Source organism: Nostoc sp., from assembly GCF_036919495.1.
Lineage (GTDB): Bacteria > Cyanobacteriota > Cyanobacteriia > Cyanobacteriales > Nostocaceae > Nostoc.
This window is the reverse complement of the sequence record NZ_JBALBZ010000020.1, coordinates 21,219-46,191: the sequence shown is the minus strand read 5'-3', so window position 1 is coordinate 46,191 and position 24,973 is coordinate 21,219. Positions and strand designations below refer to the sequence as shown.

Here is a 24,973-nt window from a genome sequence, read left to right as displayed (position 1 = left end):
CAACTGAAGCTACCTAAGGGAAACTTCTCTGACCACGTTGAGGAAGTTAGACAAGATTTTCGATTGATTATCTCGTCGCCAAGCGATCGCTATTTTAAATACAGGTAATTGTCCCTGTATTTTTCGATAAACAACTCCTGTGCGTTGAAGATTCATCACATTCGCAGGTAGTAATGCTACCCCAATTTCACCTGCAACTAAACCCAGAATTGTTGTCATCCAGGCGGCTTCCTGTACCACCTTGGGGTGAAATCCTGCTGACAAACAAGCCATACGAATTAGTGTATGTAATGCTGGTACTCTCTCATAGCAAGGAAGTACGAATGGTTCAGCCCTAAAGTCTTGAAGTTGAACTTGTGGATAATGGGTTAGAGGATGTTCTTTGGGAAGTACCATCACCAGAGGCTGTTGGTTGACAACTTCGTAGGTGAGAAAATGGCGATCGTCTACGTCTTGGAGATTGTAAAAATTTTCAAAATCCACATCTAGTGTGCGATCTTGAAGTTTTTGGCGACTATCTTCATACAAAAGCTCTTGTAATACTAAATCTACATTCGGGTATTTCTGGCGAAAAACGCGTAGGATATTTGGCAGCAAGCTGTTAGAAATTGAAGTATTAATGCCGACAATTAAGCGTCCAATCTCGCCCTGACTTGCTTGTTTTGCAGATATATGAATTCGCTCGACTTGTTCGAGAAGGTGTTGTGCTTCTTGGAGAAAAACCTTACCGTATGCTGTGAGTTCCAAGCGAGGCTTACGCACAAACAGTTCTACTCCTAATTCTTCTTCTAGTTGTTTAATTTGCCTGCTGAGATGCGACTGAGGAATATGCAGTTTTTCTGCGGCACGACTTACATTGATATCTTTTTGTCCAGCGTCATTCTTGAGGGTAGCTAAAAAAACAAAACGGGCTAAACGTTCCAGATTCATCATAGAACAGATTTACTATATGTATTTACATATAGTACAATGTCTAATTTGAGCATTGAGTTATAGTCTGTGATCTCCTAAGATTCGTTATATCAATCATTAGGAACTAGAGACTTGATTACAAATCCAATACCTCCAATTCAACGAGTTTTGCTTGTTGGAGGAACTCATGGGAATGAGTTCACTGGTGCTTATATCATCAAAAAACTTGATCGGCATCCTAATCTGGTGCGTCGCGCAAACTTTGAAACTGTAACTTTGCTGGCAAATCCGAAAGCATTTGCAGCAGTGCGTCGATATATTGAGCAAGACCTCAACCGTTCTTTTCGACAAGTGGAGCTGCAAGATTTGACGCGCTCTAGTTACGAAGATATTCGAGCTAGAGAAATCAATAATTTATTTGGTGCAAATGGTAAAACTCCAGTTGATGTGATTGTAGATATCCATAGTACTACTGCAAATATGGGTTTAACTGTAATTACCAATGAGCATCCTTTCAACTTGCAATTAGTTGCTTATCTTCAGAGCGTAAATCCCTTAGTAAAAGTTTATATTATCCCAAATTCGAAAGAATCTTCTAGTTTGCCATCGATTTGCGAATTAGGCTGCACGATTGAGGTAGGAGCAGTACCTCAAGGGGTTTTGCAAGCCGATCTCTTTCAGGAAACTGAAGCGTTGATTGACACAGCTTTGAATTATTTCGAGCAATATAATCGGGGAGAAATTCTATTATTCGATAACAAACTAACCTTTTATCGGCATAGTGGAACAATTGATTATCCCAGAAATGAGTCTGGTGATATTCAAGCAATGATTCATCCCCAACTTCAGTTTAAAGATTATCAACCACTTACTCCCGGCGCTCCGATATTTTTAACATTTGAAGGGAAAGCGATCGCCTATGAAGGAACCTCAACAATCTATCCGGTTTTTATTAACGAAGCGGCTTACTACGAGAAGGGAATTGCCATGTGCATAACTCAGCAGCACCAAGTAATAGTTTAAAACAATGATTCTAAAGAGAAATTATGCCTAATAATGGATCTGGTTGTCTTGGTTGTTTAGGTGCTTTGGTCTTCTAGACTTTCATTGGCTCAATGTTCTTTGGCGGAGGAGTTTTAATGAGGGTTGGTAGCTTTGGTTTTGTGCTAGGTAAAAATCCAATTGATCAAAAACAAATTATCAATAATTACTTAACTGATTTGGAGTCCAGTAAGAAACTCGCTGAGGAAGCTGTGCAAAAATTTCATACCTAACTAGGACAAGGTAAATGTCAAGATATTTATGACCAAGCAAATGAGATTGGCATCCTAGTAAAAGTTATGAGTTAAAAACTTTCTTTAACTCATAACTCATTCATTCTAGCAACTATATAACCCAACTCTTCCAGCTTTTCTAAGACCTTAGTTGCACTTTGGGGAACACTTTCTTCATTCGTTTTGCATTCGACTTCTGGACGGAGTGGTATTTCATAAGGATCATCAATACCAGTGAAGTGCTTAATCTCGCCGGATCTTGCTTTTTTATATAACCCTTTTACGTCTCGTTGTTCACAAACTTCTAATGATGCATTGACGTAAACTTCAATGAAAGATGGAATACTTTGGCGCACTTCTTCCCGAATTTCACGGTATGGTGAAATGGCTGAAACCAATACAATTACATTATTTCTGGTAAGAAGATGAGCCACAAAGCCAATGCGCCGAATATTCTCTTCTCGATCCTCTTTACTGAAACCCAATCCTTTGCATAGGTTTTGACGTACCGCATCGCCATCTAAAACTTCAACTCTGTATCCTTGTATCCGCAGTTTCTTCTCCACGAATTTACAGATAGTAGTTTTACCTGCACCACTTAGACCAGTAAACCATACTGTCACGCCATACTCTTGTTCTCTCATCTTACCTCCACCGTACACTTCAAATGGCAGACCAAAAAAATGCTTTTTTGGCTAATTTTAGGTCAATAAATACACATTGGAGGGTGTTGTGGCTTTATGGGCAATACAATTGCAAACTTTTAACTTTCCTCTTGAGGATAACCATTTTTCTCGCGTTTGAGGCTTTCTTCCAAGGCTTGAATTTGTTCACGACGAGCTTCCAATTCTAAAGAACGCCGCGCTAAGTCTTGGTTTTGCAACGTCAGGGATTGTCGCCAATGTTCTGCTCGCTCGGCTTCGTGGTGCAAAAATTCCGGAGTAATGCCTATGGTGAGGTAGCTTTGTACCAGATGGAGTACCCAGTTGGTGGCATCTTCTAGTCTTTCAATATCGCCTGTAGGGGAAAGTTCTACTAAAACAAGCAAGTTTTCACTCATAATTTTTCCCTTCCCTAGGAGAATGAAAGCCTCTTCTGGAATTATCGCCCACAAGTTATCAGCTTCTTGGCGCGCCAACAAGCGTAACTGGTGCTGGTCTAAAAAATCGTTTTTACGCACCTGGGCTAGATATAGCATGAGAGTCGCTTTGCTCCAATTCAAAATTCAAAATCACGGAAGTTTTTATCTAAGGAAGGCTTAGTTGGGACTTCTCTGGAGTAACGGAAACGTCTCCGGCTTTGCTCAAAATTCAAAATTTGAAATAAATTTAATTGGTAATGGGTAATTGAGAATTAATGATCCCATTACCCATTACGGTTATCCTAAGCCACGCAGGCGATCGCTACGACAATCCCTTCAGACGCTCGCGCAAAATTTCAGCTTGCTTCTGTGCTTCTGCTAAGGCTTCACGCGCTCCCTGTACCACGTCAGCCCTAGCTCTATCTACGAAACTAGGATTGTTTAATCTGGTACTCAGGGATTGAACTTCGGCATCAGCTTTACTCAAGCTTTTTTCTAGCTTGGCACGTACAGCTTCAATATCTACCACACCGCTTAGAGGAATTAGCACCTGTATTGTACCAATTACACCTGCAATCGCATTTTCTGCTTCTTGTGGTTGTTCTAATTCTCTCTGCGGGAAAAATCTGCTCCATAACCTAAGTCTTGCTTGAGCAGTGAGTAAATTTTGGCTAACAAACCACGCTGTGTAAACAAAACCAACTAGTTCAAAGAAAGTTCCGACGAGGGGAATGTCATCAATGGCATTTCCCGCAGCTAAACCTAATCTACCAAAGACAATAGCCACAATAATTAAGCCAATTGTCTTCAAACCCCTCTGAGGTTTTTTAACTGCAACAGTTTGCTTTTCTTGCTTGTCGGTAATAGTTAAAGTCTCAACCTTCGCCAAATCTTTAATGTAATCTTGTCCAGAAGTAAGAATTTCCCGCTCCTTCTCACTTTCAGTTTGCAAATTCGCTGTCACTTTTACCCCTGGCTTAATATCCGCCTCAGCCCGCAAATTGCGAATTGTGCGGATAGTAGCAATCAGCAATTCAAACTGTTCTTCTAAAGCTGAATCAATTAAGTTTGCATCTACCTGGGGATAGATTTGTAACGGTAAAGTTTGCGGGGAATCTATCGGTTGTTGGGTGAGAGTTTGCCAAATTTCTTCGGTAATATGAGGCATCAACGGATGAAGCAGTTTTAAAATTCCTTCCAATATGTAGCCGAGAGTTTGCTGTGCTACCCGCCGCGATGCTGTAGAGGCATCTGCTTGCAATCTGGATTTCACCAGTTCAATATACTGATCGCAGAAATCACCCCAGATGAATTCGTAGAGTCCTTTTGCTGCTTCCCCTAAACCGTAATTATCGATGTAATTGGTGGTTTGTTTGATAACTTGATGATACCGCGAGATGATCCAGCGATCGCTCAATTCGGTAGCTACTGGATTTCCCAATTGTTGCGGTGTTTGTCCATCCAAATTCATCATCACAAACCGGGCAGCGTTCCACAACTTATTTGCAAAGTTGCGCGATGCCTCAACAGATGCGGATTCATCCTTTTTGCGATCGTATTCTAAGCGGATATCTTGACCAGCCCCCGCAACTTCCCTAATTAGGGTATAGCGAAGGGCATCAGTACCATATTTGTCAATTAATAACAACGGGTCAATACCATTACCTTTGCTCTTAGACATCTTCTGGCCTTTTTCATCCAGCACCAAGCCATGAATATAAACCGTTTGGAAAGGCATTTGCTGCGTAAAATGCCCAGCCATCATGGTCATTCTGGCTACCCAGAAAAAGATGATATCAAAGCCGGTCACCAAAGTAGTAGTTGGGTAGTAAGTCGCTAAATCTTGAGTTTGTTCTGGCCAGCCCAAAGTTGAAAATGGCCAGAGTCCAGAAGAAAACCAAGTATCTAGCACATCTGGGTCTTGTTCTAACTTGACATTTTCGCCAAATTGTGATTTAGCTTTCTCCCAAGCTTCGGTTTCCGATTTCGCCACCACAAAGGGCGTATTATCGGTAATTTGTCCACCCGTTTCACTGACAGCGTACCAAGCCGGAATTTGGTGTCCCCACCATAATTGGCGAGAGATACACCAATCTTCGAGTTTTACTAGCCAATCACGATAGACCTTAGTCCAGCGTTGGGGGACAAACTCTGGGGAAGTTTGCTGGTCGAGGAATTCGAGAGTGTTGTCAGCGAGGGGGCGAATTTTGACGAACCACTGAGTCGAGAGGAGAGGTTCAATAGGTACTTTACCGCGATCGCTGTAGGGAACGGTATGCTTATAATCTTCTATCTTCACCAAAAAGCCATCTGCTTCTAAGCGAGAAACCACATTTTTTCTAGCAACAAAGCGGTCTTGTCCTTGAAACTCCCCAGCATTAGCGTTGAGAGTACCGTCTTTGTTCATAATGTTGATTAACGGCAGATTGTGACGCTTACCCATGTCAAAATCGTTGGGGTCATGGGCGGGAGTTACCTTTACGCAGCCTGTGCCGAAAGTCGGGTCAACGAATTCATCGCCAATGATGGGAATTTCTCGTTGTAGAATTGGCAGAGTTAGAGTTTTGCCAATGAGATGTTTGTAGCGATCGTCATTGGGATTAACTGCTACAGCCGTATCACCCAGCATCGTTTCTGGTCGAGTTGTCGCCACCTCTACAAAACCAGAACCATCGGTGAGGGGATAGCGGAAGTGCCAGAGATTTCCATTCACCTCTTGATTTTCCACTTCCACGTCAGATACAGCCGACTGAGAAGCGGGACACCAGTTAACTAAATATTCACCACGATAAATTAAGCCTTCTTCGTAGAGGCGAGTAAATGCCTCGACAACAGCTTTAGATAAACCCTCATCCAGAGTAAACCTTTCGCGTGACCAGTCCACTGAGACACCCAAGCGTCGTAGCTGATTCAGAATCGTTCCCTCAGACTCCGCCTTCCATTGCCAAGCGCGTTCTAGGAATTTTTCGCGCCCCAATTCGTAGCGAGTCTTACCCTCTTTTTTGAGTTGCTTTTCCAGCATACTATGCACGGCAATGCTGGCGTGGTCAGTTCCGGGTAGCCATAGGGTATTGCGTCCCTGCATCCGGTGGTAGCGCACGAGGGTATCAATTAAGGCACTTTCAAAGGCGTGACCCATGTGTAAGCTGCCGGTGACATTTGGGGGGGGAATGACGATGCAGTAGGATTCACCGCCTTTGTTGGGGTCAGCTTTGTAAACTTGGTTGTCTTCCCAGAATTTTTGCCACTTGGCTTCGGTGGAAAAGGGGTCGTAGAGACTGGGGAGATTGGGAATGGTTGCGGTCATGCTGGGCAAACTAAGGAAGGACTTTTATAAATTTTGCCATAGGGTTGGAGAGGGATTGATGGAAACGAACCGCAGAGGCGCAGAGAACGCGGAGGGAAGAGAGTTAGGAGAGGAGATGAATCGGCTTACGGGTGAGGTGATTGGGGCGGCGATTGAGGTGCATAGGGTGTTGGGGCCAGGGTTTTTGGAGGAGGTGTATAAGGAGGCGCTAATTATAGAATTTTTCAGGTGCGGGATACCCCATTTGGTTGAGAAGTCGGTAACAGTAAATTACAAAGGACATGAAGTAGGCAAGGGGAGATTAGATTTTCTGGTTGCCAATTGTTTAATTGTGAAATTAAAAGCTGTCCAAAATTTAGCCCCAATCCACGAAGCTCAAGTCCTCTCATACCTTAAAATGACTAATTACCCCTTAGCCCTTCTCATCAACTTTAACGTCCCCCTCCTCAAAGACGGCATCAAACGCATCATCCTCTCTTAATCTCTCTCTGCGCCCTCTGCGCCTCTGCGGTTCGTTCCCCAAACCCATGAAACACCAAACAACCTCCCCTTGGACATTCATCCCCACCCTATATTTCACCTCCGGCATACCTTACATCATCATCAACACAGTTTCCGTAATCTTTTACAAAAAACTCGAAATAGACAACACTCAAATCACCCTGTGGACAAGTTTCCTCTATCTACCTTGGGTCATCAAAATGTTTTGGGCCCCAATTGTCGATACTTACTCTACCAAACGCAAATGGATAATTTACACCCAATTTGCCATGTTCTGCTGCTTGGGTTTGATAGCCATCTCCTTACAACTACCAAATTTCTTTTTCATCTCCCTCGCAACATTAACAATAGGAGCATTTATTTCTGCAACTTATGACATTGCCACAGATGGCTTCTATCTCCTCGCTTTATCTCCAGAACAACAAGCCTTCTTTGTCGGCATTCGTTCACTTTCTTATAGACTTGCTGTTATCTTCGGTTCAGGAATATTAGTAGTCTTAGCAGGTCAGCTTGAAGTATCTCTCAATAATATTCCTTTAAGCTGGACTATAGCTATTGGCTTCTCAGCTTTAATTTTAGCAATTTTTTTTATTTCTCATCGCCTATTTTTACCCTTACCTGAATCAGATAATAAACAAAAGCTACAGGCTACAGAAAGAATCCCCTTTTGGTCTATCATTAGCTCATATTTTGCTCAAGTTAAAATTATAAGTATTTTAGCATTTATCTTGCTGTACAGACTTGGCGAAGCAATGCTTGTCAAGATAGCCTCTTTATTTTTATTGGACAAACCAGAAGTAGGCGGTTTAGGACTATCAACGTCAGATGTCGGATTGGTCTACGGTACATTTGGGGTAATATCCCTAATCTGTGGAGGAATTTTAGGAGGCTTACTAATTTCTAAATATGGATTAAAAAAATGTCTCTTCCCTATGGCTTTAGCTTTGAATTTACCTGATGTATTTTATGTGTATATGGCTTATACGAAACCTTCACTAACATTAGTATATCCCTTGGTTTCCTTAGAGCAATTTGGCTATGGTTTTGGATTTACAGCTTTTAGTGTTTATTTAATGTATATTTGCCAAGGTGAATATAAAACTTCTCATTTTGCTATCTCTACTGGCATTATGGCTTTAGGAATGATGTTACCCGGATTAGTTAGCGGTTATTTGCAAAAAGCACTTGGTTATCCATTATTTTTTGTCTTGGTCTGTTTGCTCACGATTCCTGGGATGATTGCTCTATTTTTCATTCCTTTAAAAGAAGAAACGAAAGGTATAAATAATTAACATTATTACAAATCTATAGCAATCCTAAATGAGTTATGAAAAATAGGATTTTAATCGAACCACAGAGGCGCAGAGAACACAGAGAGATAAGAAATGGAGATTTTAATAGATGATTTAGGACTGCTATATGACTTATGTTTTAGGAATAGATGGCGGCGGTAGCAAAACTGTTTGTGTCTTGATGGATGATTTGCATCTAGTGCTAGGTCGTGCTGAAGCAGGCCCAGCTAATTATCAGAGTATAGGTATCGAAGCAACTTTACAATCTATTCAATCTGCAATTAAAAATGCGGTTGAGGCAGCAATAATTACAAATTCTGTGAATATTGACGCGATATGTTTGGGTTTAGCAGGTGTAGGTCGTGCAACAGATATCGAAGTAGTAAAAGGTTTCTTTAAAGAGTTACAGAATAATAAATTGCCTATTAATTGGGCATTACAACCAGCGAATATTGTAATTTGTAACGATGCTTTAATTGCTTTAGTTGGTGGAATTGGTCAGCCTATAGGAATTGTGGTTGCAGTCGGCACTGGTTCGATAGTTTTTGGGCGAAATCATCAGGGATATACTAAGCGAGTCGGCGGCTGGGGTTATATTTTAGGAGATGAAGGTAGCGCTTATAAAATTGCGATCGCAGGCATGAATGCAGCATTAAAATCTTATGATGGACGGGAAATATCAACGAGTTTGCTAGAGGGTTTCAAACAGCATCTTGATTTAGAGAGTATAGAAGATTTAATAGAAGTCGTATATCGCCGAGAATGGGGAGTTAAACAGATAGCTGCTTTAGCACCAATTGTAGATTTTGCAGCCGCATCAGGTGATATAGTAGCGAATATCATAATTGATGATGCTGTAAAAGAGTTAGTAAAAGCTACATCTACAGTAATTGATGCAATTTTTAGTGCTGACTCAGTTTTAGAAATAGTCACAACGGGAAGTGTCTGGCGCGGTAGATGCAAGATCCATGAAAGATTTACAGCATCTCTTGTTAAGAAGTTTCCTAATGTAAAGGTGATTTTTCCGAGGTATGAACCTGCTTATGGTGCTGGTTTGTTAGCGTTGCAGACAACTCAAAATTGACGCGAAGAAAGCAATAATATAAGTTTTCAGTCTGCAAATATCCGCCCCAAGAAAGTTACTATTTCAGACCAAGCTGCGGTGGTAGCACTAGAATCATAACGATAACCGTCATCGCGCATGAATGTATGTTCTGCTTCATACGAGAAAACTTGGTGAGGGATGTTAGCATTCTCAATTGCTTTTATTATAGTTTGGCGATCGCTCTCTGGTATATGAGGGTCAAGAGTACCGAACACCATTAGCATCTCGCCTTTGATTTCACTTACCCTGTGGATTGTATCGGCTACCTCTTTACCCAGTTTACCACTGGGAATCCCAGTCGGGTAACAGCAAACACAAGCCCGAATTTCGCTTTGAAATGCTGCGCGGAAGGCTAAATGTCCACCTATACAAAAGCCGAGAGTGCCTATTTGATTTGGAGAAACCGCACTCTCTGTTTTCAGAAATTCAATCACAGCAAGGCAATCGGCATCATAATCAGCTACGGAGGTTCGACGCGCATCGTCATTACCGCGCATCCTTCCCAGATCGTCTGGCTCAATTACTAAACCAACTGGCTCTATTCGGTGAAAAATTTCTGGGGCTGCTACTACATAGCCGTATCCTGCTAAGTAGTTAGCTAGACGAATCATTGCATCACCTAACTGATAAATATCACTGTAGAACACAATACCAGGGTATTTTCCTGCTGCTTTGGGAGCCGCTACATAAACACGCATTAAGCTGCCATCTACTCTTAATTCAACATTGCGCTTAGTGATTTGCACTTTTTTGTCTCCGTGTTCCGCTTGCTGTCATTAGCTTCTACACTGTAGCGCCGCAGCATCCGGTTACTTTCAACCCACAATTTGGCGTTCTTTTCCCAGTGAAAGTTTGTTGCGATCGCCTTAATACACCTGTTACCTTAGCGACGGTAAGCTAGTTAGAACTCACACCAATAATTAGTAAAGGGGACAGATGACATTCGCTTGCTGCGAATCACCCATCCCCGAATAGCTGCCCAGATCGTGAACCTGGAATCTATAGTCCGGTATCTAATCATCCCAGTATCGGCCGAGATATGTAGATTGTCACTGGGATAGATACTGATTTAAGAAATACCTACGAAAAGATTGTTACATAATTACTCTTGTTCACCCTTAATTCCGCCTCCCATCGCCAACAGCGCCGTTCCGTAAGCTGCTTCTGTGTACACTGACTCCACTACAGGAACCTGCAAATGACGCGCCCTAATCGCAGTCCAAGTATCATTGGCCGCACCACCGCCAGCAGTATAAACACAACTCAACTTGTCTGCGCCCATTTGTTGTAATAATTCATACCCTCGCGCTTCTATGCGGGCAATGCTTTCTAATAACCCATGCAAAAATTCCACTGGGTTATCTGGGCGTGGTGACAATCGTGGGGGTAAATTGGGATCGTTAATCGGAAAGCGATCGCCTGCCTTCAATAACGGATAATAATCTAAATCGCTGGCTTTTGATGGATCAATCTCCCGACTAAGGCTTTCTAACTCAGCGTTTGTGAAAAATTGCTTTAGTACTGCACCTCCAGTATTAGAAGCACCACCAGTCAGCCACAAATCCCCCAACCGATGGCTGTAAATTCCATATCTGGCATCTTCTTGCCGGGTACGACTTAACAACTTTAGTACCAAAGTTGAACCAAGGGAAGTCACAGCTTCACCAGGTAATTTTGCGCCACTGGCGATAAAAGCAGCAATACTATCAGTTGTACCTGCACACACCAGACAATCACGGCGAAAACCGAACTTATCCGCAATTTCAGGACGTAATTGAGCTATGGGAGTACCAGGAGTTAAAACTTTGGGTAGCTGAATCGATATTTGCAACTTTTCTAGCCATTCTGGGTATTTCAACTCTTCCACGTCATAACCCAGCTTTAAAGCATTATGGTAATCGCTAATCCCCAACTGTCCATGTAGGAGAAACGCCAGCCAATCTGCTTGATGCAGGAAATATCTAGCTTCACTAAAAGAGGGTTGTTGCCTCATCCACAAAAGTTTAGCGAGGCTGGAGGTGGCACTCAATACAGTATGATTGGGGGGTGCGATACTCCTCAAATGCTCTAGCACCAATGATCCCCGCGCATCGTTGTACAGCAATGGTGCATCTGTTGGATTGCCAGCAGCATTGACCAGTAAGACGGTGGAAGAAGTACCATTAATTGCGATCGCTTTAATTTCTCGCCGCAATTGGTTAGGTATTTGTTCCACCAGCATAAACAAAGCCTCCTGCCAAATTTTGGGCGTAATGGCGGCTGGTGAGTCCTGGAAGGGATATCGCACCTGTGCCTGGATGCTAGCTTCCTCATCAACCACCATACCGCGTGCGCCAGAGGTGCCAAAGTCGATACCCAAATACAAATCCATAGTTTTATGAATTTTTTTAATAAAGAATCACTAAGGACTACTGATTAATAACTGCTTTTGTTGCATCTTGTAACAAGATATTCCCCAATCTTGGCAAAACAAGGAAAAGTAGTAAACGAACTGTTCAAAATCAATTCAGGTTAGGAGGTTTTCAGCCATGCCTATCTTAGATACTCTGTACATCGCTCAGATATCTTCCATCTCAGATACTCAAGTCTACATCGCTCTAGTTGTGGCCTTGATCCCCGGAGTTCTAGCTTGGCGATTAGCCACAGAACTTTACAAATAAGGCTCCGATGTGACACAGTTAAAAAGCTAATAATCCTGGCAGTACGGGGTGCAATTTCCAGAATTCATGGTGTAAAGCCATAAATATCTAGAAACCTTGCACTTACGTAAGCCAGGTTATTTTTTAACTGGTACAACACTTGTAGCTATTTCAAAAAAATGAAGTAATATGACAGCTAAATCAGCAGTAATTAGCGCCAGAGAGCTTTTACAGTGCTTCCCTTCACTCAGCGAGGTTATTTTTTAGCATCATGAACGCGATTCAACCCTCCAGACCACCGTTACAACCTATACAAAAACGCCGGGTCACTCCTCGACCAAAGCGGCATCTTCGCCAACGTTCTTACCAGGTGATGGCACTGGAAAGCACAGCCAAAATAGCGGTTAATGTTGTGATTACAGCCGTTGCAGCATCAGCCTTATCACAACTTTTGCCTTATCATTGGTCACAGCAAGAAAAGTTGCGCGAAATTAGTACTGAAGTCAAGCTGATGGAAGGACATGTCGATGGTTTACAGGTGCAATTTAGCCGTAACTTCGATCCTCAGCAAACCAAAAGTATTATGCAAGAACAAGGATACCGATTTGATCCTAGCCAGCGTCGAGTCGTGTTGATGAATCCCGATCGCCTAGAAGATCAACAAACAGAGCCATCACCCTAAGACAAATAGCGAATTTCGGATTATTTAACTTTCTTGTGATTCAGGCTACGTATAAGCCGGGTGTTAATTTATATTATTGCTAATAAATAATGGTTAATAGCTAATTTTTGAATAGCTATGTAGCTATCATCTATTAGTCATGAGCGATACAGCGTCACTAAAGTACCATTCAAAATTTAATCAATTATTTTTAATTTTGAATCCCCCCAGAAGAACTAATCTACCAATTAGGACGCTGATTGAGATAGCAGCTCGTTTAGCCAATTTTCGAGTTGTAAACGCAAGCGATAACCAGTAATATCCTGACTGTTGTCGAGATAGGGCAGTTGAGTGAGGGCGCGACGATAATCAGCGATCGCACAATTCCAGTCACCCCAAAGATGGTAAGTTCTGCCGCGTTCAGCCCAAATATGACCTTCTAGTTGACCGAAAAGTAGTGCTACCTCAAAATTCTCAATTGCCTCCTCATATTGCCCCAAATCACGCCAGGTAATGCCTCGGTTAATCCACGCTCGGACATGACGAGGATTGAAATCAATCGCTTGATCGTAGTCGGCAAGTGCTGCTGCTAATTCTCCACAAGCTGCGTAGTAATTTGCCCGATTATTATAAGCACTAGCCAAATAGGGATTAAGTTTGAGAGCGGTATCATAGTCGGAAAGGGCTTTTTGCCTTTCACCACTTTGGAAATAAATTAGCCCCCGGTTGTTGTAATCAATGGCATTTTGGGGATGGCGGGAAATTAGTTGGCTTAAAAGTGCGATCGCCTCAGTATAATCTCCTTGTTGAGCCGACCTCAAAGCACAAGAGCGTAAATAGCGATCGCCTAAAACAGATTCGCCACCGTCATTTTTCCTCTGTGCTTGGGCTTTATGTGTAATATTGGAAACAATCCTATATTTGCTACTTTGCTGATCACCATTAGCTAAAAATGAGTGAATATTCATATTTACCTATACTAAATCCGTGTTTTGTGGAATCAAACTCTAGTTTTCGTCTGCTAGTGGTTTTACTACTATGTCTATTTTTAAAGTATTTAGGATTACAGTAAAGCAACTTAAGAGAGAACTTAACCTAGCCGCACAAGAGAAATCTACGCCCTAGATAAACTAATTAATCCTCAAACCTAATCATGAATACTTCATCCCCAGGGTGAATTCCAGAAATAGCAGATGTCAATCTCAAAGGCTAGTCAAGTAGTAAGAGCGACAAATTGGTAGAATGCCAACAAGCCGTTCATTAAAGAGGGGATGAGAGGGATGAGGAAGCAGGAGGAGAATAATTAATACCCAATGCCCCATTCCCCATTCCCTAGATTAAATTTTTAAATTTTGAGAAATTTTCCGATGACAACTGCAATTTCCTATCCCAATGCCCCTGATTTAGCAACCGATGATTACATTGTTATCGGCTTGGCAACCTGCTTCGTCAAAGAAGATGGAGAGGTTTATCAAATCGAAGTTATAGAACCGATTCCCTCTGCGGCTTTGGAAGCGCTCTTAAAGGGCATTCCTACCTCCTATAAGCTGGCTCATGCAACAACTTTGGGATCTGTGCTGGATGGCGATTCACAACTGTTGCCAGATGGCTTCCCAGAGTCGGCTCAGTTTGGAGAAGAATTTATCCCACGGGCATTTGCAGCAGCTCGTACCTACAAGCGTCGTGAATCTGCAAAATCTTTAATTCCTTTAGGTACAAACTACAGTGAATTTAAGTATTCCATTGAGCGCAAGCGGGTATTAAACGCCGCTAGAGTTGTCACCAAAGAAGACAACGTTAAACAGCATTCTCACACTCACAAAGTTCTTTAAGTAATTATGCTCAAACTTTATGGTGGCGCTCGTAGTCGAGCCTCAATTGTTCACTGGTATTTAGAGGAACTCAAAGTTCCTTACGAATTCGTCAAGCTCGATATGCAGGCAGGTGAACACCTCAAACCTGAATATTTGGCAATTAACCCAGTTGGTAAAGTTCCAGCAATTGTTGATGGGGATTTTAAACTTTGGGAATCCGGGGCAATTTTGCCGATAAGTACGCTAAAACTCCACTTTCGCCAGAGGAACGTGCTGTATTTTACCAATGGGTTTTGTTTGCCAATGCTACCCTTGGGCCAGGAATTTTTGTAGAAGCAAGTCGGGAGCGGGAAATGCCCCGCTTGTTGACTCCGTTAAATGAAATTTTCAGTAAGCAACCTTTTTTGCTTGGCGATGAGTTCACTGTTGCTGATGTGGCAGTGGGATCTATTCTGAATTACATTCCCGTCATGCTGAAGCTAGACCTCAGTTCTTATCCATCCGTGTTGAACTATATGAAGCAGTTATCTGAGCGTCCAGCATTTCAAAAAAGTATTGGCGGACAGGCTTGATTTTAGTAAGGATGCACAGATGTGCATGGGTGTCAAGTTAAGCCTCGGCGAATGAAATTCGCGGCTACACAAACAAAGCCCACGGAGGTGGGCTAATGATAATAGAAAATTAAGGTTTTTAACCCGCGCAGGCGGGTTTTGCCTGTGTAGACGCGGTTTCTAAACACCCTTTTAGCGTTAAGTTTAAGTACCGTGTATTAGATCCAAACAAAAAATCTTCACAAAACTTAGTTTGGATAGGTAGTACCCACCATGAAAATCTTTTAACGATAATTTGTAAATTGCAAAGCCACCGGGTAGTCTTCTTGTTTCAGGCGTTGCATAACTACTTGTAAGTCATCTTTAGATTTGGCAGAAACCCGCACAGCATCCCCTTGAATTGAAGCTTGTACCTTTTTGAATTCGTCCCGAATCAATTTGGAAATTTGTTTGGCGATTTCCTGACTAATGCCTTTTTTGAGTTTGATTTCTTGACGCACGCGATTACCACTGGCCGATTCAACTTTGCCAAAATCAAAGATTTTCTGGGATAGGTTACGCTTTGCGGCTTTTTCCCGCAGAATAGTGTGTACAGAATCTAAGGTAAACTCGCTGTCAGTACTAACGTTAATGCTTTCTTCGACTAACTCGACAGTAGTTTCAGTGTCTTTGAGGTCGTAACGACCTTTGATATCTCGGATAACTTGATCGACAGCGTTAACCAACTCTTGTCGGTCAAAGTCGCTCACAATGTCAAAAGAAAAAGTAGAAGCCATAAAACATTTTAGATTTTAGATTTTGGATTTTGGATTGGGAATTGACGACAATGGGTAAAGATTTGTTGCAAGTTCTCCTCCTGCTCCCTCATCTCCCTCATCTCCCAACTCCCCAATTAACTACTAGTTTGGATAATGCTCAATAAGATGAGAGTGCCAGAGCTAAGAATGCCAATGGCAAACATCAGCGAGCGCAAAAGGGGTATATTCAAAATATAAAAAATCGAGTATAGCAAACGGGCTACCACAAAGGCGATCGCAGCCACTTGTGCCTTAGTTGAATTTACACCAGTTACATAAGCCATCAATGCTGCTGCCGCAAACACTATAAACGCTTCAAAGGTGTTCTGATGTGCCCAAGTAGCTCGTTGTGCATAAGGTGGCAATTTATCAAACATAGCGCGAGGAGTAGAAAAACTTTCATACCCAATACGCACACGGGCATAAGCTACTAGCAAAAATGGCACGTAAATTAGAACGACAGCAGCAGCGATCGAGTACAAAAAAATTATCATTACTTATTAATCATTGGTTATTAGTCATCAGTCATCAGTCATCAGTCATTAGTCAAATACAAATGACGAAAGACAAATGACAAATGACTAATCAAAGTAGAAAAGCGTCACCACTTTTCTTTGTTCTTCTGCATCCTGACAAGTTTGTAACAGGGTGCGACTGTCGTGAAACGCAAAGCAGATTAGTTGCTGGCAACGGGAGACAATCTCTTTGTTGCACAAGTAACTAGCTTCAGCAAGAGACAGAGTATCATTACTGGGATTTTCGACTAGATGCATTACCTGTTCTAGTTGCTGGCGCGATTCCAAAGGCTGGCGTTCCAGGCTTTGGGGTAGAATCACTGTCAACAAATTTGCATCAGCCCGGGTTGCTCCCTTGATAGCAGCTGAATTTGTACCTGTAGCACCAGAAGTAATGATTCGATTACCCGATAAAACTAGGGCATAAGTCATCATTTCAATAAGATTCTGATGCGTAATCGGGACGTGACGAGAACCCAGCAAGGCGATTCTTTTAGAACCCGTTTGCTGGATTGTCGCTAGTTCTTGCGCTAATGTATCTAGGTTAATAAGGTCTGTTGATTGGCTCAAAGATGGAGAAAATCAGATTAAACGACCCAGATATTCTATCAAACAGCGTGTAGATACGAGGAAAACTTAAGTTAAACATTGCTACTAATTTTCGATTGTTTGGTTCAGTAGCTCCCTTACTTGGTTACACCAAACTAGCCAATGTGTTTCGTAACTAGTGCCATTTAGGAGAGTCAGAGGATTTGGAGCGTTTTGCCAAAAATCCAGCCGATCCACATCTAAAAGCTTGGCAAAGGTTTAATCAAAGCATTGGTGCTGATGGCAGTGTCGGCATTTGGCACGAAACTTATTTAATAGAGCCGGGAAGATATAAAGCTATTTACGGCAATATGCCTGTCTTTGGATTAGCTGCTTGCAACTAAGCACGTCCCAGCGATGGGGCGCAAAGAAACAGCTCGCCGTCCCTTGGGAGGTAACGGTGAGCCAGCTGTACCCTCACCAGCAATACAGCCTCCTAACTGATAACTGAGCAATGAATCTAAGACAATGCCGTTGCTGGAGTTAAACCTAGTTTGGATAACAAACGGTCAATGTCAAAATGCTCGGACATCAACTTGCGAATATACTGAACCTTTATCGGCTCGTGGACACGGACTTGACCAAAAGTGCGGTCAACAATTTCTACAGTAGTCAGGGTATCTAAGTCAACAGACAAAATGGGGATTTCTAGGTCTTCAGCGCGACTGAGAATGAACGGTGGGGGTGGTAGTTGCCCAGTGAGAATTAAACATTGAGTAGAAGTTTCCAAAGCCGCTTGCTGAATTTCCACGCGATCGCCTCCTGTCACCACTGCCATATTCCGGCGTTTGCGGAAATATTTCACAGCAGAATTGACATTCATGGCTCCAATTGCTAAACTTTCAACCAACAAATCCATGCGATCGTTGCGACAGAGAACATCAGCCTTTAACTGTTTGACCAGTTCGCCAACACTGACACTGCGGAGCAAATCGCTGTTGGGCAGCATTGCTAGCACCGGAATCTCCTGCTGTTCCAAAAATGGGCGCAAGAGAGTGTCAACCGCTTCTAGTTGAGTGACAGGGATATCATTGATTACAACTCCAATCAAGCGATCGCCCACACGCCCTTTAGCAGCCAATAGCGACTCAACCGAAAGCAACGATTTATAGCGGGCTACTAACAGCACGCCAGCATCCAATACTTCAGCAATTTGCAGCAAAGACAAGTCAAACAAATTGCCTTCGGACAAATCACCAGGCCCCTCCAGTAACACCAAATCTCCTTGGGATTTATGCAAATATTGCTGTATTAAAGACTGCTGATAATCGGTTTTGTCTTCCCCTCGCAAGCGTTTTTGCACATTTAGTTCATCCAAAGCCAGCATTGTAGGTGCAACACGGTTTTCCGGCAAATTGAGGCTAAGAGCGATGAATTGGACATCTTCCTCAATTACGGTTCCACTGGACGAATTCAAACATGTACCAAGCGGTTTACCGTAGGTAATATCCAGTCCTTTTTGCTGTAGCTGATGAGACAAACCCAGAACAGTTGCAGATTTACCGCTGTAAGTCTCGGTTGATCCAATCAGCAAATATTTAGGGGATTTTGGCACACATGCACTCCTAATTTCAAAAGTCAGAAGAACCCAGCTAGGTGTTTCCTAATTCTAGTTCCTTCTGGCAAAAGCCTCTAGCTCTCACAAATTAAGGTTTCCCAGAATTACCTTCTGATTAACAAGCAGGAAAGGCAGGGGAGGCTTTTGAGAAAAGAGGGTTCTTGTTCAGTTATTCTTCTCTCAAGAACAACTTCTCTTCCCTAATTGTCTGCCTTAACCAAGAAATTCCTTAACCCAACGGTATTGCACCTTGTCTTCCTGTCCCTTTGTCCTATAATCCTGAATCTGGGTCAACTAAAAAGCTGCGATCGCAGTTGATGATTCCTCCAATTCTTCTTTTACGGCAATCTAGCCAATAAACCGTAGTATTCTAACTGAGTATGAACATCTCAACATATAGCTAAAAAAAGTAAGTTGCAGTAACGAAAATTACCCATAACTCAGGTAAAAAGCTTTTCTTCGGCAAGATCGAGTTTTGAAAAACTGTAGTGTTTAGTGAGGAAAACCTCAATGATTATCGATCCCTCCCAGAATAACCCACGGAATAACTATCAATTACTTGTAGGTTCAGTGGTTCCCCGACCGATCGCTTGGGTGTCAACGATCGCTAGCGATGGTACGCTCAATGTTGCACCTTTCAGTTTTTTTATGGGTGTGACAGCTAACCCACCGACTCTAGCCATTTCCACAGGTCTAAAACGTGGTGTTAAAAAAGATACTTTATTCAATGTAGAGCAGTCGGGTGAACTAGTGGTCAACATAGTTATTGAAGAATTGGGGGAACAGATGAACACCACTAGTGGAGACTTTCCACCAGATGTAGACGAATTTCAAGTAGCAGGGCTAACTCCTGTTCCCTCAAAGCGGGTGCGTCCGCCACGAGTTGCTGAATCACCAATTAATATTGAGTGTGTGCTGAAGCAGGTAGTTTACGTAGGGAATGAAGGTAGCCAATCGGGATTAATTATTGCTGAGGCGGTGCTGTGGCATATTCGGGACGATTTACTTACACCACAAAACACAATTGATGTCGCAAAGTTGCACGCGATTGGTCGCTTGTCGGCTAACTGGTATACGCGCACCCAAGATTTGTATGAAATTACTCGCCCCACTTAAAGTATAAGTTGATGCAAAAAATCCCCAGCCTCAACGATTACTGTTCTGATAGCATAATAAAAAATACATTTTCCAACTCTTTCTCAAACCGTAGGGTTTTCACCAAATCGGCTTCTTTAGAGAAGATATAATCGATGATGATCGTGTCAGGTTTGGCTGACAGGGCTTTATAAATGCATTCTTGCGGATCGGAGGCTTCAATTACACTATATCCCTGAGTTTGCAGTAGACATCTTTGCCCAACAGGACATTGTTCAAATAGCTGACTGTTGTATTCATCAAGTTGGTTAAACATGATTGAGGTTTATTTTAATGGCGTATTTGGGTAGGGTTAGAACAACAGAACCAAGACAACAAAGTGGCGTAAAGTCTTAATGAAATTGGGTGGCGTTGGAACATCTGGTAAATTTGATCGGGTGATGCACCTTCCACATTTGGATTGTGCTGTGAGAGTCGCTGGATCAATTGAGTATGCCGAATCAACAAATCCGTCGGTTTGAGCATTGAAGTTGTTGATGGAATGAAGCCATCGGTATCGGGAGTCTGGGATAATTCTGTTGTATAAGTTTGCGAGACAGAGGCGCTACTCTGTTCTTCAGTAGCATCCACCAATGCACAATTTAACGGAATCTGAATCCAGAATTCTGTTCCTTCACCCGGTTGAGAACGACATTTGAGCATTCCCCTATGTTTGTCTACAACAATTTGGTAGCTGATTGCCATACCTAACCCGGTTCCCTTACCAATATCTTTCGTGGTGAAGAAGGGATCGTAAATGCGGCGAATTACCTCCTCCTTCATGCCTGGGCCATTGTCAGCGATACGAATCACAACCCACTGTTGATCAAGGACTTTGGTACGAATAGTGATTTGGGGATTGGAGATTGGGGACTGGGGGCTACTTCTGAATCCGGAATTTTCCATATCTTCTTCTAAAGCATCAATGGCATTTGCCAGGATGTTCATAAATACCTGATTCAACTGTCCGGGGTAGCATTCAATTAGAGGAAGTTTTGCATAGTCTTTAACGATTTCAATTGCCGGACGATGAACATCTGCTTTCAGGCGATGATGAAGAATCATTAAGGTTCCATCAATACCATCGTGGATGTTCACGGCTTTCATGTCGGCTTCGTCATGGCGGGAGAAATTTTTCAGGGATTGGACAATTTCTACAATGCGACTTGTGCCCAGTTTCATCGAATCTAACAGTTTGGGGAGATCCTGCATGATAAATTCTAGGTCTATGTTGTCTAACTCTGATTCCAGTTCTGGAGGAGCAACAGGTAGGAATTTCTGATACTTTTCCAATAGGTGCAACAAGTCTTGGGCGTATTCGGCAACATACCTTAAATTGCCGTAAATAAAGTTAACCGGGTTGTTGATTTCGTGGGCAACTCCGGCAATGAGTTGCCCTAGACTGGACATTTTTTCGCTTTGGATCAATTTAGTTTGGGCCAATTGCAACTCATGGAGAGCTTGCTGAAGCTTCTGTGTTTGGGCTTTTGCCTGGAGGGCTGCTTGAGTACTTTGCTCGTAAAGCACAGCTTTGTCAATAGCGATCGCACTTTGAGAGGCAAAGATACTCACAAGTTTCAGGTGTTCTGCCTTGTATGAGTTCGTTTTGGGCGCTCCAATGGCGATCGCTCCCAGTACTCGCTCCTTGGCTCGCAACGGTACACAAATCATTGCACTAATGTTTTTTTGCCCCTCTAAGCGAGGATCGGCTTGCACATCATTGATTAGTTCTGCCCGGTTAGATTGCACAATGTTGCCAATAATTCCCTTACCCGGTTCCGGCTGACTGTGGTCAAAAAACACTCCAAATTCAGCAATGATTTCAAACGCAGTTGCATCTGGACTCAAAAGCAGAATCATCCCCGCAGATGATTCAATTAATTGACTCAATTCTTGAAGCACAAGTTGGGCAATCTGTCGCGTATCTAAACTTGTTGTGAGTTGAGTCGAGATATCATCAAACAAATCAATTTCCTGGTATCGCTTTAGCAATTCTTTGGCGAGTACTTTCTTCTCAGCTTCCTGCTTTGCCAGAAAGGAGAGCAAAGTCGCAAGTAGAGTTGCCTGTTCTCCCCCAACAACCCAACCGATGATTTCTCCTGACACCTCGATTGGATATCGGTTTTTTGCAGTTTGCTCCCCAATGCTAATCAGTTTCGTGCCGTCTACTAGTTCAACATCAATCGCAATGTTAAACTGGTAAATTAAGTTATGAAGTAGAGATGGCAACTCTTTTTTGTTGAGCATCTTTCTGAGATTAACTGCGGACATGAAACACCTCATAAGTAGCAAGTTGTAAATTGGCTGCATTCAAGCCAACCAGGTTATTAATTTTATCTGCTACCTCTGGGACTAAGTTTCCAAAGACAGGCAGTTTCTTAGTTTTTACCAGTTGCGATCGCGCAGCCTCTCCTATAGAAAAGCAGCCTAAACTGTATTGCAACCCTCTGCCTTCTGCCCTCTGCCTCCTGCTTACTTCACCGTAGCTATCCATACCCCTTCGGATAAGGAAGCTACGCCCGGCATCTCCAAAAAAGAGAGAAATTGTCATAATAATCTAGGGATATAATAATTTACTAATTAAGACTAGTTTTCCCAAAAAGATGGGCGACATAACAACAAAGTTGAGCATTAGCAAATATATTTAAATTCCGTACCAGAGGCGTCCTTGCGTCTACTGAAATCGCTTACTTTTTGATGAGTTATAGACAAACTATAAATAAAGCTTTCACAATTTTATAAAGGCATAGATTAAAAGCTATGGTTAATTGGTGTCTTTTGTTGCGACTACTCCTAAATTGGGAATCAGCTTTTCTGAGGTTGGAATAATCTTCTGTCTAGCAAAAAATAAATAAATAGTCTACAAAAAAAGCTGCGATCGCAGCCTTTTTTGCTAATTTTAAAAAGTTTTTAGGTAAGCGCTAGCTTCAGTTAGATGCGAGAGTAGCGAAAACGAAGTCTAAGTAGCCGAAGCCAGCGTAACCACATTTGTGCAGGTTGCTCAAAGAACGTAAAAATATCACCGAAACCCAAATTAGTTTTGTGATGGTGCAACCAGTGTCTTTCAGGAGTAGTAATAAATAGAATTTGGCATAAAATATTGACAGGCTTTGAAGTTTGCCAACCTAGTACACTTATGTGTCTCCACCATACATGAAACTGACCAAGCAGTAATCCAGAGATAACGCCGATGGGAGAAAAAGGCCACAAGACTACTGCTATAAGTACATAAGGCAAAGCTCCTAAGATACCATCTAAAAGAACTTGGGGATTAAAAGTCAAAATAGCGTAGTGGCGAAAGTCCTTCTTCCAAGAGTGGTGCGTTTTTAAATGTAGGCTACCAAAAACATGCTCGGGTACGTGGTAAAAGAATGTAGATAAAAAATCGCCAAAAAACAGTAATAACCAAGCAACAGCGATAGCCTCAAGCATTTGTACTCCTCAAGTAAGTTAAGAAAACTCCACAGAAAATATGCAAATTTTATGCTGTAGACGTAGACACCTGATTTTCTATGATGCTTGCATCATCTATGCATTTATTTCATGGGTCTACACTCCAGTTAATTTGACTCAGAGTATATGTAATTGGGTGAGTTGCAGTTTCATGAATCTACGATCCTTAATGCAGTAAACAGCAACTTGTAAGAACCTCCAATTTGGCTTTTAAATTTGGATTAATGGTAGTAATACATCTAAATTCCGATGGGAATACTGTATTTTACTATAGTTACTACATAATCTTCTTACTAAGACATACAGCGTAAGCAAAGGTTAAGTTAAAGTTAGTACAAATTTAGGTTAAGGCCTTCTTCAGTATTATTAATACTAAGTTGATTGCAATTAAGCTTTAATTAAAAATTTAATCAAAATAATAGAAATAGGCATTCTGCCAAGGTAGCCTAGATTATCAAGGTGAGGAAAGCTGCTTGACAATTAAATTAAGAAGCGGCAAAATCTGGAGCATCTAGAATTAACTACATGTCATAATAGTAAGCTATCAATTAGCATCATCCTCTCTGCAAATCCCTGGATGATTTGCTCCTCCAGCAAGAACTGCCTTCTTCAATTACAACTTGTCCTCTTGAAAAGGTATCTCGGCATATCCCAAATTTAGGTTACTTTCCAGTTGGGAAGGTAAAATCAGGGTTTGAAGGTATGATTACACGATTTATCTGTTTCAGCATGAACAAAAAATGGGCCGTCAAACGAATCACTATAAACCTGGCATCAAATGAAGCCAAGAACCTTGAAAAGTATTGCGAACAAACAGGCAGACCAGCAACGGATGTGATTCGAGAACTGATTCGAGCTTTGCCAGTGATAAAATAAAAGTAGATTTGCGAACCATTTAACTTTGGTTCATTCTCAAGATATAAGCATTAGAATCTGGTTGAATTGGAGGTAACTACTCAGGCTTTGCCTACGGCTGTTCGGTTTTGTCGTTCCCGAAGGGTAGTCTGAGCTTCTGTAATCATGGGAGAGTGGCTAAACTTAGACTTTCGCCCTCGTTGTGGACTTACCTCCCTTCCTACAGCACAGGTGTCGGACAGTATACAGTATCCTGATTCTGTCGTAACTTCCCTCAGAGAATAATTTATAACCCTTGTTTTTTAGTATTTTCGCAACAGATAGCAGAATTTAAATAGCAAACATCCAGATCGTGAGAGTCTAATCTATGATTACCTGCGTTGAATTATTTTTGTTAGAGTAAATTCAAAAACCTTTATCCAAATCTGCAACCCCTTCTACTTTAGCCTTGGCTCTTCTGGACTGGGGCTTTCAGACTTGGCATGAAAAGTCAAGTCAAGGCAAGGCTTGAATAAGTTCCCGAATTACATCTATTGCAGGTCTGCCTGTCTGTTCACAATACTTTTCAAGGTTCTGAGCTTCATCTGATGTCAAGTTTAAGGTAATTCGCTTAAGCGCCCTTTTTTTACTGGAGGTTGCGAAACGAGGAAATTTAAGTGCAGCAGTTTTATTCATTGATTGATAGGCTAGATATATACAAACTTTATTTATCAAGCTTGCCAATTCCGAAATATCTTTACCAGTGAAAATCAGGATTTTTAGATTGAACTTAAGCTTTGCATCCCAAGTCTATTACTGAAAAACTAAAGTATAAAATAAATAATAGCACACGGAATTAATCTACCATTACCCAAGTCCAAGAAGCTTTCGGCTGAAAAGATGATGTCAGCAATCAATGTGCCACAAGCCAGATTGTCTGTTGAGCAAGCGGTGTTG

26 protein-coding genes and 1 pseudogene are annotated in these 24,973 nt (G+C 42.0%); 12 read left to right on the top strand and 15 right to left on the bottom strand.

Annotated features, from left to right (window positions below; translation table 11 throughout):
* Positions 1 to 9: 9 nt before the first annotated feature.
* Positions 10 to 933: a LysR family transcriptional regulator gene (locus V7K25_RS02240; RefSeq protein WP_335154675.1), complete on the bottom strand. Its 924-nt coding sequence runs from the start codon at positions 931 to 933 to the stop codon at positions 10 to 12.
* 126 nt (positions 934 to 1,059) lie between these two features.
* Here V7K25_RS02240 and V7K25_RS02235 point away from each other — a divergent pair, with 126 nt between their 5' ends.
* Both V7K25_RS02235 and V7K25_RS02230 read left to right on the top strand, forming a co-directional pair.
* Positions 1,060 to 1,935 carry an aspartoacylase gene (locus V7K25_RS02235; RefSeq protein ID WP_335154708.1) on the top strand — a complete coding sequence of 292 codons (876 nt, stop codon included), beginning with the start codon at positions 1,060 to 1,062 and terminating at the stop codon, positions 1,933 to 1,935.
* Between the two features lie 92 nt (positions 1,936 to 2,027).
* On the top strand, positions 2,028 to 2,186 hold the full coding sequence (locus V7K25_RS02230; protein ID WP_335154673.1) for a hypothetical protein: 159 nt from the start codon (positions 2,028 to 2,030) through the stop codon (positions 2,184 to 2,186).
* Positions 2,187 to 2,275: 89 nt separating this feature from the next.
* On the opposite strand, the gene cysC is transcribed toward V7K25_RS02230, so the two are convergent.
* The 3 genes from cysC to V7K25_RS02215 all read right to left on the bottom strand — a co-directional run bounded on the left by cysC (position 2,276) and on the right by V7K25_RS02215 (position 6,574).
* Entirely contained in the window at positions 2,276 to 2,830 is a 555-nt protein-coding gene (cysC, locus tag V7K25_RS02225) for an adenylyl-sulfate kinase (RefSeq protein WP_335154671.1), read from the bottom strand.
* A 119-nt stretch (positions 2,831 to 2,949) separates the two neighbouring features.
* On the bottom strand, positions 2,950 to 3,384 hold the full coding sequence (locus tag V7K25_RS02220) for a hypothetical protein (RefSeq protein ID WP_335154669.1): 435 nt from the start codon (positions 3,382 to 3,384) through the stop codon (positions 2,950 to 2,952).
* A gap of 205 nt (positions 3,385 to 3,589) precedes the next feature.
* Positions 3,590 to 6,574, bottom strand: a complete 2,985-nt coding sequence (locus tag V7K25_RS02215; RefSeq protein ID WP_335154667.1) for a valine--tRNA ligase — start codon at positions 6,572 to 6,574, stop codon at positions 3,590 to 3,592.
* Between the two features lie 58 nt (positions 6,575 to 6,632).
* Between V7K25_RS02215 and V7K25_RS02210 the strand changes: the two genes are divergently transcribed.
* The 3 genes from V7K25_RS02210 to V7K25_RS02200 all read left to right on the top strand — a co-directional run bounded on the left by V7K25_RS02210 (position 6,633) and on the right by V7K25_RS02200 (position 9,451).
* The gene (locus V7K25_RS02210) at positions 6,633 to 7,055 is read left to right on the top strand and encodes a GxxExxY protein (protein ID WP_335154706.1); all 423 of its coding nucleotides are present in this window, start codon (positions 6,633 to 6,635) and stop codon (positions 7,053 to 7,055) included.
* Between the two features lie 46 nt (positions 7,056 to 7,101).
* On the top strand, positions 7,102 to 8,367 hold the full coding sequence (locus tag V7K25_RS02205; RefSeq protein WP_335154665.1) for an MFS transporter: 1,266 nt from the start codon (positions 7,102 to 7,104) through the stop codon (positions 8,365 to 8,367).
* Between the two features lie 127 nt (positions 8,368 to 8,494).
* A complete protein-coding gene (locus V7K25_RS02200; protein ID WP_335154663.1) occupies positions 8,495 to 9,451 on the top strand; it encodes an N-acetylglucosamine kinase in 957 nt (318 codons plus the stop codon).
* A gap of 26 nt (positions 9,452 to 9,477) precedes the next feature.
* On the opposite strand, the gene V7K25_RS02195 is transcribed toward V7K25_RS02200, so the two are convergent.
* Both V7K25_RS02195 and V7K25_RS02190 read right to left on the bottom strand, forming a co-directional pair.
* Complete coding sequence (locus tag V7K25_RS02195) at positions 9,478 to 10,218, bottom strand: dienelactone hydrolase family protein (RefSeq protein WP_335154661.1); 741 nt, start codon at positions 10,216 to 10,218, stop codon at positions 9,478 to 9,480.
* 356 nt (positions 10,219 to 10,574) lie between these two features.
* Entirely contained in the window at positions 10,575 to 11,843 is a 1,269-nt protein-coding gene (locus V7K25_RS02190; RefSeq protein ID WP_335154659.1) for an FGGY-family carbohydrate kinase, read from the bottom strand.
* Between the two features lie 199 nt (positions 11,844 to 12,042).
* Between V7K25_RS02190 and psaM the strand changes: the two genes are divergently transcribed.
* The gene (gene psaM, locus V7K25_RS02185) at positions 12,043 to 12,132 is read left to right on the top strand and encodes a photosystem I reaction center subunit XII (protein ID WP_040630342.1); all 90 of its coding nucleotides are present in this window, start codon (positions 12,043 to 12,045) and stop codon (positions 12,130 to 12,132) included.
* Between the two features lie 250 nt (positions 12,133 to 12,382).
* Positions 12,383 to 12,793, top strand: coding sequence for a hypothetical protein (locus tag V7K25_RS02180; protein WP_335154657.1), 411 nt, complete (start codon positions 12,383 to 12,385; stop codon positions 12,791 to 12,793).
* Between the two features lie 227 nt (positions 12,794 to 13,020).
* Here the strand turns inward: V7K25_RS02180 and V7K25_RS02175 are convergent, their stop codons facing one another.
* Entirely contained in the window at positions 13,021 to 13,740 is a 720-nt protein-coding gene (locus V7K25_RS02175; protein WP_335154655.1) for a tetratricopeptide repeat protein, read from the bottom strand.
* Positions 13,741 to 14,139: 399 nt separating this feature from the next.
* Between V7K25_RS02175 and V7K25_RS02170 the strand changes: the two genes are divergently transcribed.
* Both V7K25_RS02170 and V7K25_RS02165 read left to right on the top strand, forming a co-directional pair.
* Positions 14,140 to 14,604 carry a hypothetical protein gene (locus tag V7K25_RS02170; protein WP_335154653.1) on the top strand — a complete coding sequence of 155 codons (465 nt, stop codon included), beginning with the start codon at positions 14,140 to 14,142 and terminating at the stop codon, positions 14,602 to 14,604.
* Between the two features lie 6 nt (positions 14,605 to 14,610).
* A pseudogene (locus V7K25_RS02165) lies at positions 14,611 to 15,158 on the top strand (glutathione S-transferase family protein).
* A 263-nt stretch (positions 15,159 to 15,421) separates the two neighbouring features.
* On the opposite strand, the gene V7K25_RS02160 reads toward V7K25_RS02165, so the two are convergent.
* From V7K25_RS02160 to V7K25_RS02150, 3 genes are all read right to left on the bottom strand, one after another.
* Complete coding sequence (locus tag V7K25_RS02160) at positions 15,422 to 15,913, bottom strand: YajQ family cyclic di-GMP-binding protein (protein ID WP_012411046.1); 492 nt, start codon at positions 15,911 to 15,913, stop codon at positions 15,422 to 15,424.
* 116 nt (positions 15,914 to 16,029) lie between these two features.
* Positions 16,030 to 16,428, bottom strand: coding sequence for an MAPEG family protein (locus tag V7K25_RS02155; RefSeq protein WP_335154651.1), 399 nt, complete (start codon positions 16,426 to 16,428; stop codon positions 16,030 to 16,032).
* An 87-nt stretch (positions 16,429 to 16,515) separates the two neighbouring features.
* On the bottom strand, positions 16,516 to 17,019 hold the full coding sequence (locus tag V7K25_RS02150; protein ID WP_100902618.1) for a DNA recombination-mediator protein A: 504 nt from the start codon (positions 17,017 to 17,019) through the stop codon (positions 16,516 to 16,518).
* Positions 17,020 to 17,201: 182 nt separating this feature from the next.
* Here V7K25_RS02150 and V7K25_RS02145 point away from each other — a divergent pair, with 182 nt between their 5' ends.
* Positions 17,202 to 17,381 carry a monooxygenase family protein gene (locus V7K25_RS02145; protein WP_335154649.1) on the top strand — a complete coding sequence of 60 codons (180 nt, stop codon included), beginning with the start codon at positions 17,202 to 17,204 and terminating at the stop codon, positions 17,379 to 17,381.
* A gap of 116 nt (positions 17,382 to 17,497) precedes the next feature.
* Here V7K25_RS02145 and V7K25_RS02140 read toward each other — a convergent pair whose 3' ends face one another.
* Positions 17,498 to 18,592 (bottom strand): phosphotransacetylase family protein, encoded by a 1,095-nt coding sequence (locus V7K25_RS02140; protein WP_335154647.1) that lies wholly within the window; start codon positions 18,590 to 18,592, stop codon positions 17,498 to 17,500.
* Between the two features lie 513 nt (positions 18,593 to 19,105).
* Here V7K25_RS02140 and V7K25_RS02135 point away from each other — a divergent pair.
* Entirely contained in the window at positions 19,106 to 19,711 is a 606-nt protein-coding gene (locus tag V7K25_RS02135) for a flavin reductase family protein (protein WP_335154645.1), read from the top strand.
* Between the two features lie 37 nt (positions 19,712 to 19,748).
* Here V7K25_RS02135 and V7K25_RS02130 read toward each other — a convergent pair whose 3' ends face one another.
* The 4 genes from V7K25_RS02130 to V7K25_RS02115 form a co-directional block, all read right to left on the bottom strand.
* A complete protein-coding gene (locus tag V7K25_RS02130) occupies positions 19,749 to 20,006 on the bottom strand; it encodes a hypothetical protein (RefSeq protein ID WP_335154643.1) in 258 nt (85 codons plus the stop codon).
* Between the two features lie 14 nt (positions 20,007 to 20,020).
* Positions 20,021 to 22,000 (bottom strand): GAF domain-containing sensor histidine kinase, encoded by a 1,980-nt coding sequence (locus tag V7K25_RS02125; protein ID WP_335154641.1) that lies wholly within the window; start codon positions 21,998 to 22,000, stop codon positions 20,021 to 20,023.
* A complete protein-coding gene (locus V7K25_RS02120) occupies positions 21,987 to 22,280 on the bottom strand; it encodes a hypothetical protein (RefSeq protein ID WP_335154639.1) in 294 nt (97 codons plus the stop codon). Before V7K25_RS02120 ends, V7K25_RS02125 begins: the two co-directional genes overlap by 14 nt.
* A 380-nt stretch (positions 22,281 to 22,660) precedes the next feature.
* Positions 22,661 to 23,161 carry a fatty acid hydroxylase gene (locus V7K25_RS02115; protein ID WP_335154637.1) on the bottom strand — a complete coding sequence of 167 codons (501 nt, stop codon included), beginning with the start codon at positions 23,159 to 23,161 and terminating at the stop codon, positions 22,661 to 22,663.
* Positions 23,162 to 23,911: 750 nt separating this feature from the next.
* On the opposite strand from V7K25_RS02115, the gene V7K25_RS02110 reads away from it, so the two are divergent.
* Positions 23,912 to 24,058: a ribbon-helix-helix protein, CopG family gene (locus V7K25_RS02110; RefSeq protein ID WP_196522620.1), complete on the top strand. Its 147-nt coding sequence runs from the start codon at positions 23,912 to 23,914 to the stop codon at positions 24,056 to 24,058.
* Positions 24,059 to 24,973: the final 915 nt, after the last annotated feature.